This window comes from Enterococcus sp. C102(2024) (genome assembly GCF_040888205.1).
Classification (GTDB): Bacteria; Bacillota; Bacilli; order Lactobacillales; family Enterococcaceae; genus Enterococcus; species Enterococcus faecalis.
This window is the reverse complement of sequence record NZ_JBFOHH010000001.1, coordinates 231,048-244,149: the sequence shown is the minus strand read 5'-3', so window position 1 is coordinate 244,149 and position 13,102 is coordinate 231,048. Positions and strand designations below refer to the sequence as shown.

General features: G+C 37.3%; 13 protein-coding genes. 6 read left to right on the top strand and 7 right to left on the bottom strand.

Going from position 1 to position 13,102, the window contains the following annotated elements:
- Positions 1-51 precede the first annotated feature (51 nt).
- Complete coding sequence (locus AB3I34_RS01300; protein ID WP_025187328.1) at positions 52-828, top strand: threonine/serine exporter family protein; 777 nt, start codon at positions 52-54, stop codon at positions 826-828.
- Positions 829-839: 11 nt separating this feature from the next.
- A complete protein-coding gene (locus AB3I34_RS01295) occupies positions 840-1,301 on the top strand; it encodes a threonine/serine exporter family protein (protein WP_002377734.1) in 462 nt (153 codons plus the stop codon).
- Positions 1,302-1,332: 31 nt separating this feature from the next.
- Here AB3I34_RS01295 and AB3I34_RS01290 read toward each other — a convergent pair whose 3' ends face one another.
- The 4 genes from AB3I34_RS01290 to AB3I34_RS01275 all read right to left on the bottom strand — a co-directional run bounded on the left by AB3I34_RS01290 (position 1,333) and on the right by AB3I34_RS01275 (position 5,696).
- Positions 1,333-2,100, bottom strand: coding sequence for an ABC transporter ATP-binding protein (locus AB3I34_RS01290; RefSeq protein WP_010712342.1), 768 nt, complete (start codon positions 2,098-2,100; stop codon positions 1,333-1,335).
- Positions 2,097-2,984, bottom strand: a complete 888-nt coding sequence (locus AB3I34_RS01285) for an ABC transporter permease (protein WP_002408120.1) — start codon at positions 2,982-2,984, stop codon at positions 2,097-2,099. The genes AB3I34_RS01290 and AB3I34_RS01285 overlap by 4 nt, the downstream gene beginning before the upstream one ends.
- 24 nt (positions 2,985-3,008) lie before the next feature.
- Positions 3,009-3,998 carry a tryptophan ABC transporter substrate-binding protein gene (gene trpX / locus AB3I34_RS01280; protein WP_270286305.1) on the bottom strand — a complete coding sequence of 330 codons (990 nt, stop codon included), beginning with the start codon at positions 3,996-3,998 and terminating at the stop codon, positions 3,009-3,011.
- 1,038 nt (positions 3,999-5,036) lie between these two features.
- Positions 5,037-5,696 carry a hypothetical protein gene (locus AB3I34_RS01275; RefSeq protein WP_162784123.1) on the bottom strand — a complete coding sequence of 220 codons (660 nt, stop codon included), beginning with the start codon at positions 5,694-5,696 and terminating at the stop codon, positions 5,037-5,039.
- Between the two features lie 219 nt (positions 5,697-5,915).
- On the opposite strand from AB3I34_RS01275, the gene efbA reads away from it, so the two are divergent.
- The 3 genes from efbA (at position 5,916) to AB3I34_RS01260 (ending at position 8,462) form a co-directional block, all read left to right on the top strand.
- Positions 5,916-7,628: a fibronectin-binding protein EfbA gene (gene efbA, locus AB3I34_RS01270; protein WP_010712338.1), complete on the top strand. Its 1,713-nt coding sequence runs from the start codon at positions 5,916-5,918 to the stop codon at positions 7,626-7,628.
- Positions 7,629-7,783: 155 nt separating this feature from the next.
- Positions 7,784-8,047, top strand: a complete 264-nt coding sequence (locus tag AB3I34_RS01265) for a hypothetical protein (RefSeq protein ID WP_010712337.1) — start codon at positions 7,784-7,786, stop codon at positions 8,045-8,047.
- 73 nt (positions 8,048-8,120) lie between these two features.
- Entirely contained in the window at positions 8,121-8,462 is a 342-nt protein-coding gene (locus AB3I34_RS01260) for an iron-sulfur cluster biosynthesis family protein (protein ID WP_002391631.1), read from the top strand.
- Positions 8,463-8,500: 38 nt separating this feature from the next.
- Here AB3I34_RS01260 and AB3I34_RS01255 read toward each other — a convergent pair whose 3' ends face one another.
- The 3 genes from AB3I34_RS01255 to AB3I34_RS01245 form a co-directional block, all read right to left on the bottom strand.
- The gene (locus AB3I34_RS01255; protein WP_002357887.1) at positions 8,501-8,959 is read right to left on the bottom strand and encodes a DUF441 domain-containing protein; all 459 of its coding nucleotides are present in this window, start codon (positions 8,957-8,959) and stop codon (positions 8,501-8,503) included.
- A 473-nt stretch (positions 8,960-9,432) separates the two neighbouring features.
- Positions 9,433-10,482, bottom strand: coding sequence for an oxidoreductase (locus AB3I34_RS01250; RefSeq protein ID WP_085444299.1), 1,050 nt, complete (start codon positions 10,480-10,482; stop codon positions 9,433-9,435).
- A gap of 24 nt (positions 10,483-10,506) precedes the next feature.
- The gene (locus AB3I34_RS01245; RefSeq protein WP_002375063.1) at positions 10,507-11,940 is read right to left on the bottom strand and encodes a glycoside hydrolase family 1 protein; all 1,434 of its coding nucleotides are present in this window, start codon (positions 11,938-11,940) and stop codon (positions 10,507-10,509) included.
- 242 nt (positions 11,941-12,182) lie between these two features.
- Here AB3I34_RS01245 and AB3I34_RS01240 point away from each other — a divergent pair, with 242 nt between their 5' ends.
- Positions 12,183-12,896: a GntR family transcriptional regulator gene (locus AB3I34_RS01240; protein WP_002366529.1), complete on the top strand. Its 714-nt coding sequence runs from the start codon at positions 12,183-12,185 to the stop codon at positions 12,894-12,896.
- The last annotated feature ends 206 nt before the right edge of the window (positions 12,897-13,102 follow it).

Sequence of the window (13,102 nt, the reverse complement as noted above, 5' to 3'; positions counted from 1 at the left end):
TAAATTGCGTACAGTTCTTAAAAAAAATGATACACTAAAAGTGAACTCGAAATGAAAGGAGCCATTCCTTTGGTTAATAGCGAAAAAAGAAAACAATTAATTATTGATACATGCATTTTAGCTGGAAAAATTATGCTGGAAAGCGGATCTGAAGTATATAGAACCGAAGATACAATTACTCGGATTGCAGCAAATGCTGGTGAGCCAGAGAGCGTTTGTTACACGACGGCTACAGGGATTTTCGTGGGTTTTCGTTCCAGTAATTATACGCAATTAGAAAACATCCCCCAGCGCTCGATTAATTTGGAAAAAGTTAGCCTTGTCAATCAGTTATCAAGAGAATTTGCGCAAAAAGAGATTACTCTACCAGAGCTTTATCAGCGCTTAACTCTATTAGAAACAGATACCCCCACTTTTTCAATTTCGTTACGCTTGTTAGCAGCCGGAATTGTTAGTTGTACGTTAATGTACATTTTTGGTGGCACTTGGCAAGATTTTATTGCAACTTTTTTTGTTGGCGGGATTGGCTATGCCAGTTATCTTTTTACCCAAAAGTTATTCCAAGTTCCTTACCTCGATTCATTCGCAGCCGCTTTTGTCATTGGTTTGTTGGCCTATTTGGCTGTGCATTTTCGCTTAGCAGTCAACATCGATAATATTATTATTGGTGCGGTGATGCCGTTAGTTCCAGGTGTGGCGATTACGAACTCTTTTCGCGACATTTTAGCCGGCCACCTCATCAGCGGGACGGCGCGAGGGACAGAAGCTATTTTTATTGCTGGGTCTGTTGGCCTGGGAATTGCCTTGATTTTTAAATTATTTATGTAAGGAGTGTTCAAATGGAACTAATTTTTCATCTTCTCTTTAGTTTTTTAGCGACTGTGACGTTTGGTATTATCACGAACATTCCTCGTAAAGCACTGGTGGCTTGTGGCATTACTGGCATGACAGGCTGGATGATTTATTATCTCTTAACGCAAACTTTTGATGCTAGTCAAACCTTTGCAAACTTTTTAGGAACAGTCGGATTAGGAATCGCTAGTATCTTTTTTTCCCGTTACAAAAAAATGCCGATGATTATTTTTTATATTCCAAGTTTGGTTCCTTTAGTGCCAGGAGGCCCTGCCTATCAAGCGGTTCGGAGCATTTTATTAGGAAATATTGATGACGGTTTGCAGTTGATTTTAAAAGTTGTCTTTACTGCTGCAGCTATCGCAGCGGGCTTTATGGTGACCTCGCTACTGGAACGAATTGTCAAACGTTTTTTCCCCAAGCGACTCTTCCGATTGGTCAAAAAATAAAAAAACAAGCTCATTTTCTGAGCTTGTTTTTTTATTCTACTTCTTCAAAGAACAGCAACAAATCTTGTAGCGTTAATTGTGCTTTTTCAGCAGCGTTTAAATCTTGAACAATTTTACCTTTTTGTAAAACAATTAAACGATTGCCATATCGTAAAGCATCTTCCATTCGATGGGTAATCATCAAACAAGTTAAGTTCCCTTCTTCAATCCGTTGTTCCGTTAAGTGCATCAACTGCTTGGATGTTTTGGGATCTAAGGCAGCAGTATGTTCATCTAAAAGTAATAATTCTGGTTTTGTGATAGTGGCCATTAATAAACTTAAGGCTTGGCGTTGACCGCCAGAAAGGTTACCTGTCGGTGTATCCAAATGATTTTCCAAGCCATTGCCAACTTCTTGACAGATTTTTGTAAACAAGGCGCGTTGCTCATTTATCTTCCGTAATGTTAAGGGACGTTTTTGTCCGCGTTTCATGGCAAGCAATAAATTTTCTGCCACAGTCATTCTTGGTGCTGTCCCCATTTTAGGATCTTGAAAAACACGCGCTAGAGAATTGGCCCGTTTGACTTCAGAAAGATTGGTGCGATTGACTCCTTCAATTAAAAATTGTCCTTCTGTTAGTGTCAAAGTTCCTGCTAAACTATTGAATAGCGTACTCTTGCCTGCGCCATTTCCACCTAAAACAGTAATGAAGTCCCCAGGATAAATGGCTAAGTTCACATGATCCAAAATCACTTTTTTTTCATTCATCCCATTATCAATGATTTTTGTCGCATTTTTTAATTCAACAACTGGTTTCATTTCGTTCCCTCCTTATCAGAAAAGCCGTGTAGTCGTAATGCTTTTTTCAATTGTGGGATCATTAAACAGATTGCTAAAATCACTGCTGAGAAGATTTTCAAATACGTTGTATCAAAGCCTAATTTAATCACTAATAAAATCAATAGTTGATAAATAATACTGCCTACAACAATCGCCATCAACCGTTCACCAAACGTTAATTCTCCAAACAGTACTTCACCAATAATGAGTGAAGCCAAGCCAATCACAATGACGCCGGTTCCTTTACTTACATCCGCATATCCATCATTTTGAGCAATCAAAGCGCCAGATAAGCCAATCAAGCCATTCGATAAAACCAATCCTAAAATTTTCATGCGATCCGTTTGAATGCCAATCGAGCGAGCCATTTCTTCATTGTCACCTGTCGCAATATAGGCTTGTCCTAAACTAGTGTTAAAGAAAAATAACAGTAAAATCATTACCACAGCCAAAACACTAATCCCTAAAAAAATAGTATCATAATAATCTGGTAAGGCCATTTTTTGAAAAACATCTTGAATCTTCGGTTGGTTTAGTAAAGACTTATTTGGCGATTTCATCACAAATAAAATCACGGAATTTAAACCAGACATCACTAAAATTCCTGCTAAAATAATTGGAATTTTTCCTTTTGTAAATAGTAAACCAGTCACTAAACCGGCAAGCATTCCTGCGCCGACCCCTAAAAGAGTCGCTACAAATGGTGAAACCCCTGTTGTAATGGCAGTTACACAAACCGCCCCCCCTAACGGAAATGAACCTTCTGTGGTCATATCTGGAAAATTTAAAATACGATAAGTCATAAAAATACCTAGTCCTAACAAGGCCCATAACATTCCTTGTCCAATTGCTGAAACAATCATCGCTTCTCCTACTTTCTTTGATAATTAGTTAATCAATTTCGATTTTTTTGCTAACTCTGCGGGAATCGTAATTCCTAACTTTTGCGCTTGTTTTTCATTGATAATTGTGTCGCCTGTATTAAAGGTATAAATGGGTGTAGTTGCTGGCTGACTTTTTCCAGACAGAACCTCTGCTGCCATTTTGCCGGCTTGTACCCCCAACGCATGTTGATTAATCCCAACAGTTGCTAAACCGCCTTGTTCTACCATTGTATCCACCGAAGGAATAATCGGCGTCTTAGTTCGATTTGCTTCTCCGACTACCGTTTGCATGGCATTAGCAATCGTATTATCAGTTGGTATATAAATCACATCTGTTTCCTTAGTCATCACTTGAACCGTTTGTGCAATTTCATTACTTGATGGCACAGCATATGTTTTCACTGTCAATCCTTTGGCTTCAGCTGCTTTCTGCGCTTCAGCTACTTGGTATCGAGAGTTTTCTTCTGAGGAAGCATAGAGAATACCTATTTTTTTGGCAGCTGGTATCAATTCTTTTAGTAAATCCATCTGGGCTGACAAAGGAGATTGATCACTAACACCCGTAATATTACCGCCTGGCTTTTGATTGTCTTTCACCAATCCTGCACTAACAGGGTCCGTAATGGCGCCTAAAATGATCGGGATTTCTTGGGTAGTGTTGGCTAACGCTTGCGCAGCTGGCGTGGCGATGCCAATTAAAACGTCTGCCTTTTTTTGTACTAATTGTTGACTCATGATTGTTAACTTACTCTGGTCGGCTTGACCATTTTGAAAAATAATTTCTAAGTTTTTGCCTTTGTCATAGCCATTTTCCTTTAACCCTTCCTCAACACCTTTATAAATTTCATCCAATGCGGGGTGACTGACAAACTGCAAAACCCCTACAGTAACTATGTCTTTCTTTGAATTCGTCACTTTTTGATTCACAAAAAAAGCACCAATTAAATAAATAGCTAATAAAGACACGACAAACGTTAAACGTTTATTTTTCATTTTGCATTCTCCTAACTGCCCTTTTGTTTGGCAACTTTTTCTTTTTAATAATAAAACCATTATCTATAGGGCGTTTCTTCCGTTGAAAGTGAAACTGAGATTCATAATCCTCTGCTTAGTCAAAATCCTAGGAACACTTTTTTACAAATGTCAGGATTTAGCTGCGACGAGGATCGCAATTTTGGTGAGAATCGCAGGAGCACTTTTCTACGATTGTGACAACGTTCTCTTCGCTCACCTTGTACTACTCATCACTCTTGAAGGCCAAACTGCGGCGAGTATACGCAGCCTGCATCTACTCTGTCACTTTGTGCCAATCGTAGTGCTTGTCAGGATTTAACTGCGACGAGGATCGCAACTTTGGTGAGAATCGCAGGAGCACTTTTCTACGAATGGGACAACGTTCTCTTCGTTCACCTTGTACTACTCATCATCTACTCTGTCACTTCGTGCCAATCGTAGTGATTCGTAGCAAAAAAACAACGACTTATCCTAAGTGTTTAGGAGTGGTCGTTGTTTTTATGCAAAACAAAAACCACATAGATGGGTCCTCTATGTGGTCGTTTTTTCTTCTTGAATATAACCAGCATAGATACACTTTTTAGAATAAGTCTTCTAAAGTTGTATCTATGAAAGAATCATACATACAACTATCTACGCCAGTTTTGCCATGATTGGTGCATTTCTTTTACGTTAGATAATTGTGTCATGTATTTTCCCTCCTAGTTATGTTATTAAAGGTAGTCTACACTATATTGATTTTGTTCGTCAAGAAAAAGTTTTTATTTTCTTGCATTTCTTTTACTTCTAAAAAACGAGCCACTCTTATGAGAGGCTCGTTTTTCTTTATTTCAGCATATTTACCACTTAATTGTTTCGGTTTCTTTCAATTCTAACGGGAACTTTAACTGCTTGTTTTTGCGATTGAATCAGCCATAAACTTACTAAAATCGTCATTGAAATTACTAATGCCATCGAAAATCCCCTCTTTCTAATTCCTTAAAACTTTCTACAATCTAAGTTTAACATAGCTAGCTATTATTCACCAGTTTCTGGTACTGTAGCAGTGCTTTCTGTCGTCGTTTCAGTAGATTGAGCAACGCCAGTCGTGCTGGTCGTCGTCTGTGTTTCAGCGGTCTTTGCTGCTTCTTTTTCAGCTTCTTGGGCTGCCTTTTGTTGGTCTTTCAAAACGCCAGCCATCGGTAATCGATTTAATTCTGGTATTAATTGCGTTTTTAAATCCATAGATTTTTCGACAACCGTCCGTGTCTTTTCTTTGCCGTTTTCAAAGAAAATAAGCGTAATCTCATCGCCGCTAACATTGTATTGCTCTTGTGCTTTGCCAGCATTATAAATTAACGGATAGATATACAGCGAACGATGAAATTCATTCATTTTATCTGAATTAAACAGCTTCACCATTTGATCGTATTGCTTGCCAGATGGTTTAGCAAACATGACTGACATGGCTCCTGTTTCTTGGATTTTCTTGTCTGCTGTTTTGTAATCTAAGACACTGACTTTCTCTGATTTGATGGATCCTGCGACTAACGATTCAACTTGAGCAGCTCGAATATTTTTTTGCATCGTTGGAATAAAAATGATTGAGCCAATTATTAATACTAATGCTACAATAGCGGTAATCATTAACAGTTTTCTTTGTCTTAATTCATAAAGTGCCTCTTTTAGTTCTTCCATAAAATTATTCAACTTCTAATCGCTCCTCGCTTTTAGTTCTTATCTATTATACTAATCATTTTCTTTCTTGCCTACCCTTGCGCTTTAATTACTAAAAAAACCAGCAAACTTCCCCAGCTTTCTAAGGAAAACCCAACTCCTTTTTAACAAGCTTCTTTCTTAAATTCAAAAACTCCGCTATAATAAAGCTATTAGTCGGAAAGAAACGAGGGATTTATTATGTCATTTGATGGCGTATTTACTCATAGCATGGTTCATGAGTTGACAGAAACACTCGTAAGTGGCCGGATTTCAAAAATCCATCAGCCTTATGAAAACGAAGTCGTTTTAGTCATTCGTGCGAAAGGTAAAAACCATAAATTATTATTATCAGCACATCCTAGTTATGCGCGCATACAACTATCTACAATTACCTATAGCAATCCGGAAACACCTCCTAATTTTGTGATGATGTTACGAAAATTTCTGGACGGTGCCATTTTAGAAACGATTCAACAAATAGAAAATGATCGCGTGATTCACTTCACCTTTTCAAAAAGAGATGAACTAGGTGACTTACAAAATATTGTTTTGATTGTTGAATTAATGGGACGTCACAGTACAATCGTTTTAGTTAACCAATCTTCTGGAAAAATCTTAGATGCGATAAAACACATTGGAATGAGCCAAAATAGTTATCGTTCGTTGCTTCCTGGAGCAACTTATATTGAACCGCCAAAACCAATGGGACTTAATCCTCTCACGGCCTCAAAAGAAGAAGTCTTTGCGCTTCTTTCTACAGCTCCTGAATTAAACGGACGCTATTTACAACAACATTTCCAAGGTCTAGGCAAAGATACAGCAGACGAATTAAGTGCCCGTTTACTTGCACAACCAAATGAAAAAATGGCCATCTGGACGGAATTTTGGTCCTCAGTCACTGAAGCTGTTGTACCGACATTAACAGTCACTGAAAAAAAAGAATATTTTACGCCCATTCCTTATCAATCATTAGCTGGTGAACAAACAACATATCCGACACTCAGTGAATTACTAGATGCCTTTTATTCTGGTAAAGCAGAGAAAGACCGTGTCAAACAACAAGGCGGCGAACTAATTCGCAAAATTGAAAATGAACTAAAAAGAAATCAAAAGAAACTTAAAAAATTACAGCAAACCTTAGCCGATACAGAAAACGCTGAAAATTACCGTCGCGACGGAGAACTATTAACAACCTTCATGGCACAAGTCCCAAAAGGAGCCACCGAGGTGGAATTACCAAATTATTATGAAGAAAATGCACCGTTGCGTATCTCGCTAAATCCTGCACTTTCACCTAATCAAAATGCACAAAAATATTTTCAAAAATACCAAAAATTGAAAAATGCTGTCCGAGTTGTTAAGACACAAATTCAGCAAACACAACAAGAAATTTCTTATTTAGAGTCAGTTGTGGCACAACTTGAAATTGCGACACCAATGGACATTGAAGTGATTCGTGAAGAACTGATTGAGCAAGGCTATTTAAAACGTAAAAAAAATAAAAAACAAAAACAGCCGAAAAAAAGCCAACCCGATCTTTTTTATGCCACAGATGGCACACCTATTCTCGTTGGAAAAAACAATTTGCAAAATGATCAATTGACTTTACGAACCGCTAAAAAAACTGATTATTGGCTCCATGCCAAAGATATTCCTGGATCTCATGTAATTATTCGTGACGCACATCCTAGCGAAGAAACTCTTACTGAAGCCGCACTTCTAGCAGCTTATTTTTCAAAATATCGACTTTCTTCACAAGTGCCTGTTGACTATGTCCAAGTAAAACATGTGCATAAACCCAATGGAGCAAAACCAGGTTATGTGATTTATGAAAACCAACGAACGTTATATGTGACGCCAACAGAAGAATCGATCAAAAAAATCCAGCAAAATAAGGCTTCTGCTTCCTAATTATATTAAACTAAAAAACAACGTACTGCCGATTGATCGTACGTTGTTTTTTTGCATTGGCAAAGATATTTATCAAGTGATAAATAACACAAGTAAGCTCAATTAGTTTACAAACTAGCTATTTCTCTCTATACTGACTGTTGGAGGTGAAATTCATGGTCTTTTTACACATTATTTTTGGGATGTTTGCCTTTATTGGCGCTTTAGGTTTAGGTGTCGCCTTCCGCGATAGCTTTACAGAACTTTCAACACCAAAGAAAGTAGCGATTATTTTATCTTACGTAGGTGCGATTGGTTCAACAGTCCTAGGGTTCACATCAGCAACAAAAAATCCATTTGTTTTAGCTGCAACAGTTGTCTTAGTTGTCGCCTTTTCTATTGCTCTTTTCAAAAAAAGCAGTAAAGAAACAAGCAAATAACAAAACCTTTGAAGAGCGGCATAGCGACAAGCTACCCTCTTCCTTTTACATACTATTTAAAGGAGTGAGGCAAATGTCTCTGACTATTTCTGAAGAAGTAAAACAACGTTTAGCCCCTTTCTTAACTGAAACGAACACCTTCTTATTGGTAGCAAATGACGGCTCTAATCCTTATTCTTCCGCAGAAGGTTGTTGTATGATTGGCGATCGTTTCATTATCGTTCCTGTTGATCAAGCAGAAGCGCCTTATACCGAAACAATTGCTAATGATTCTTTTCACGTCTATACTTCGACGTATGACCAAATGTTTTTAACAGGGCATTTACAGCTAGTGATTCATCCGAATGCGGGAACCATTACTTTAAAAAATGAAAGTGGCATATTAGATAGTAATGTGGACATTTATCAACACTAAAAAAGCAAACAAAACGTTTACGCGTTTTGTTTGCTTTTTTAGTGTTGAAAGGCTTGAAAGGTAGTAATGATTACGTACATCATCCCCGATGCAATAATCGGACCAGCTGCAATTCCTTTTAAAAAAACGACGCCAAGAATCGTTCCAAAAACTAAGGCCACCGTAATCTCTGGCGATTGATTAATTAAACCTACTCCTTTTGAGGATAAAACAGCCACCAGAATTCCACAAAGTATCCCCAGCCATCCCATCGGTGTTTTGAATGATTGAATTAAATCCTTTAAGCCAATTTGTCCTGTAGCAATCGGGACTAAAATGGTAATTGAAATAATTGTGACGCCTAAATTAATGCCTTTATCTGACAACCACGACATGATTTTCGCACTATTTGGTAAAGCTTTTAAAGCAAGCACAACAACTGACGCAATTAATAAACTTTGATTTTTTGCAACAAACGCAATCAAGGCAATCAGTAGTAAAAAAAGCCAACTTTCCACTGGTTGTCCTCCTTTCTGATTTGTTTCTTTCGTTAACCAAACTTTCTTGTCTTTCCTATTTTAGCAAAGAACCTCTTTAATTACCATTCAGCTTCAGTAATTATTGTCTTTTTCACCTAAATCTTGCTTAGAAAAAACGAGTTAAAAATTAATTTTTTCTCATAACAAGCCTTTTTCTCTTTGAAAAATTATTTTATGAAGTATACTAATATTAACTATAAAGTAGTTTACTTGCATTTATACTGGATATTCGATATCCTATTTAAGGCTCTTCAATTGAGCGAGCATCACAAAAGACATTTTAGTAGCAATTCTTGGGGAAGTAGTGCTACTAAGATGTCTTTCCTTTTTTTATTTTTACTAACAATATACGTTTCTTATATTAAAATTCACAACTCTTTATAAATAAAAGCGCCTGCCCCACAGTTGTCTGGACTGTGGGGCAGGCGCTTTTCAAGTCATTTAAACACGCTTTAGTTTTCTTTCAAGCGATAAACACTTGGACTTGGGTTAAGAAAACCTGCTTCTAAAATTTCGATGTTAGTTAATGCTTGATCTTTAGTTACTAGTTGCGGTGCACCATTTTTCAACGTTTCATAGACGGCATCATAATAACGACCGTAATCACCTACAGGCGTTTTAATTTGTTTTTTAATCCAGTCGCCATTGCCATTACGGTAAGTCACTTCTCCATAATACATTGGTGAATCTTCTCCAAAGCCTGGTGCATCTGGCATGATTCCGGCTTTTAAATCATTTTCTTGTTGATCTTCGCCATATTTGATGAACGAGCCATTGCTGCCATGAACAATAAAACGTGGATACGGACTAGCGACAGAATGATTCGTTTTAACTTTTACTTTTAATTTTGAACCATAATGTAAATCAACGTCAAAATAATTATCGACTGCCTCACTCACTTCATTATTACGAATATCATAAGTGACTTGATCTGGACGCCCGAAAAGAGCAATCATGCGATCCATTAAATGAATGCCTAGTCCGTAAAACGAACCATTTTCTTTAGGTCCTTGTTCCGTGATACTTCCTGGTCGATAATAATCAATATGTGTTTCCACTTCATTGATTTCTCCTAAAAAGCCTTGCTCTACTACTTGCTTCATCGCTAGGTAATCGCCGTCGAAACGTCGATTTTGATAAGGCATCACTACTACCCCTTTTTCTTGCCCTAAAGCAAATAATTCCTCTGCGTGTTCTAACGTATCACAAAATGGTTTTTCCACAATCACTGATTTACCAGCTAAAATGGCTTGTTTGGCTAAATCATAATGTGTATGCGCCGGCGTACAGATTGTGATCAATTCAATTTCTGGATCCGTCAATAATTCATTAAGGTCAGTGGTAAAATTTACGCCTTTTTCTTTAAAGGGCGCTGCTGCTTTTTCATTAACATGTAAATCGAAAATCGTTTTCACTTCTAGTGTTTCTCGAATCATTACGTAAGGTAAATGGTAACGATTGGCACTTTTACCAAATCCAATAAACCCCATTTTTACTGTCATATTTTCCACACTCTTTTCTTATAATTAGATAAGTCCATTTGTTTCAATGACTTTTTGATACCAATAATAACTGTCTTTCGGGATTCTTTCTAAGGAACCTTTTTGTGTTTCATCTTGATCCACATAGACAAAACCATAACGCTTTTGATAGCCGTTGAGCCACGACAGTAAATCGGTGTAACTCCATGTACAATAACCAATAACTGAAACGCCATCCGTAATCGCCTCTTGAATCGCTTGGATATGGCTTCGTAAATAATCAATGCGATACGTATCATGAATTTGTTTATCTTCTGTTAAGGTATCATATTCGCCTAACCCATTTTCAGTTATTAAAATAGGCACTTGATAGCGACTAGCTAATCGTCGTAAGGCAATTCTCAAACCTTGCGGGTCAATGGCCCAATCCCAGTTCGTTCGTTCAACATATGGATTATTTACTTTTTTAAATAATCCCGGTACCCCAGATTCCGTTTCAGACCCCTTTTCACCCGTTGTATTCATCTTCCCTATTCCGACGCCATCTAATGGATTAGCAGCAACCGTATCCGTCCGATAATAATTAATACCTAGAAAATCAGGTTTGGCTGAACGTAGTAACGCTAAATCGCCCTCTTTTATCGTTGGGGCCACACCTTGCTCCTGTAAGTAATTTAATGCGGCAATTGGGTATTCTCCCCAAAGATAGACATCTAACCAAAAATGCGACAACAAATCTTCTGCATTTTCAGCCGCTAAAACATTGGCAGGATGCGCATCAACGGCATAAACAGGCGTATAAGCAAAGCTAGGGCCAATTTTGCCAGGCATTTCTAATTCATGAAACGCATTAATCACTGCTGCATTGGCTAAATTAGCAATATGATTGGCCTCATACATCCGTTTATTGTCTGTTACGCCGGGAGGATGCACGGCTAATTGATAACCTAACGAAGTAAACACATTTTGTTCATTTAAACTAATCCAATAGCGAACTTTGCCACGGAAAGCGTCAAATAAAATTTTCGCATAGGCCACAAAATCAGCAATAATTTTTCTTGATTCCCAGCCACCATATTCTTTTTGCAAAACAGCTGGCAAATCCCAATGATATAAAGTTACCATTGGTTCAATTCCTGCCGCTAATAACTCATCAATTAAATCTGAATAAAATTTCAGTCCCGCTTGATTTACTTGACCACGCCCTTCAGGTAAAATTCGTGTCCATGCAATCGAGAAACGATATGCTTTTAAACCTTGTTGTTTCATTAAAGCCACATCTTCTTTGAAACGATGATAATGATCGACGGCTAAATCGCCAGTTGTCTCTTTGAACGTTTTTCCTGGTAGCCGAACAAATTCATCCCAAACAGATGCGCCTTTGCCGTCTTCATTCCAAGCACCTTCTACTTGATAAGCTGCCGAAGCAGAGCCCCATAAAAAATCTTGCGGAAATGCTTTTAGTTGGTGATGTTCCATTGTCATACCTCCCTCTTTTCTGTGCTTCCCTTTTATTGTAAAAGGTTTTCACAAAAAGTACCAATCAGATCAATAAGTTCTTCTGTTTACTTTTAAAACTATATAGTTTTAAAAGTAATAAGTCAACTACTTTTATTTAAGTACTTGATTATTAAGTGGTTACGTTAAAAATAAATATATAGTTTTAACACGTTAAATTCATGGTATAATGAGAGAAATACTGGTGATAAAGGAGTACTCTGATGCGGACAAATACACGTTATAAAGAAATTTATGCAGCTATAAAACAGGATATCGAAGCAGGTGTTTATCCAATTAATCAAAAGTTACCCCAAGGTCGTCTTCTTGCAGAAAAATATCAGGTCAGCGAACTAACCATTACAAAAGCCTTACATTTGCTTGTGCAAGAAGGTTATGTTGTCAGACGACGTGGCTCGGGCAGCTTTGTTCAAGACTTTCAAAATCGAACTATTACTAAATTTTCTCCGTTAACCGGCACTTACTCAACCTACGATGGAAAAGTTGAATCCGTGGTTTTAGGCTTTGCAACAGAAGTACCTGAGCCTTGGGTGACTGAAAAATTAAGTATTACAGAAGAAGAGTTAGTCTACAAAATTATTCGCTTACGGATTATCGAAGATGTGCCCTCAATTATTGAATACACTTGGATGCCCGTTGCTTTAATTCCGAACTTGACAATGAAAGAATTGAAAGTCTCCATTTATCAATATATTTCGGAACAATTGCATCAAAAAATTCAAAGTGCGCGGGTCAGCATTTCTGGGATTCGTCCTTCTGCGTTGGAAAAAAAATATTTAAACTTAACCGATAATGATTTCCTGATGCGTGCAGAACAAATTGCTTACCTAGGCAATGGGCATATTTTTGAATACTCAATTGCGAATCATATTCCTAGTGAATTCACTTTTGAAACTGTCTTAATTGCAGAAAAATAGAAAACTTTTATGTTGCCATTTCTCATTTCTAACAAAACGATCTCTTTACTTTGAGCCAATACTTTTTGTTAGAAATGTTTTTCTGCTAGTTAAAAATATTTTTCAAATTATATTTCCAAACATGAATTTTGATAAAAGTATTGCTATTTACTAGAACTACGATTAAAATATTGCTTGTGGCACTCTTTTTTATATAGATACAAGCA

What these genes read in the sequence shown, in the direction of transcription:
- trpX (WP_270286305.1), bottom strand. Translation starts at nt 3,998, where the DNA reads ATGAAAAATAAACGTTTAACGTTTGTCGTGTCTTTATTAGCTATTTAT.
- AB3I34_RS01275 (WP_162784123.1), bottom strand. Translation starts at nt 5,696, where the DNA reads ATGGAAGAACTAAAAGAGGCACTTTATGAATTAAGACAAAGAAAACTG.
- AB3I34_RS01290 (WP_010712342.1), bottom strand. Translation starts at nt 2,100, where the DNA reads ATGAAACCAGTTGTTGAATTAAAAAATGCGACAAAAATCATTGATAAT.
- AB3I34_RS01240 (WP_002366529.1), top strand. Translation starts at nt 12,183, where the DNA reads ATGCGGACAAATACACGTTATAAAGAAATTTATGCAGCTATAAAACAG.
- AB3I34_RS01250 (WP_085444299.1), bottom strand. Translation starts at nt 10,482, where the DNA reads ATGACAGTAAAAATGGGGTTTATTGGATTTGGTAAAAGTGCCAATCGT.
- AB3I34_RS01245 (WP_002375063.1), bottom strand. Translation starts at nt 11,940, where the DNA reads ATGGAACATCACCAACTAAAAGCATTTCCGCAAGATTTTTTATGGGGC.
- AB3I34_RS01265 (WP_010712337.1), top strand. Translation starts at nt 7,784, where the DNA reads ATGGTCTTTTTACACATTATTTTTGGGATGTTTGCCTTTATTGGCGCT.
- AB3I34_RS01300 (WP_025187328.1), top strand. Translation starts at nt 52, where the DNA reads ATGAAAGGAGCCATTCCTTTGGTTAATAGCGAAAAAAGAAAACAATTA.
- efbA (WP_010712338.1), top strand. Translation starts at nt 5,916, where the DNA reads ATGTCATTTGATGGCGTATTTACTCATAGCATGGTTCATGAGTTGACA.
- AB3I34_RS01295 (WP_002377734.1), top strand. Translation starts at nt 840, where the DNA reads ATGGAACTAATTTTTCATCTTCTCTTTAGTTTTTTAGCGACTGTGACG.
- AB3I34_RS01260 (WP_002391631.1), top strand. Translation starts at nt 8,121, where the DNA reads ATGTCTCTGACTATTTCTGAAGAAGTAAAACAACGTTTAGCCCCTTTC.
- AB3I34_RS01285 (WP_002408120.1), bottom strand. Translation starts at nt 2,984, where the DNA reads ATGATTGTTTCAGCAATTGGACAAGGAATGTTATGGGCCTTGTTAGGA.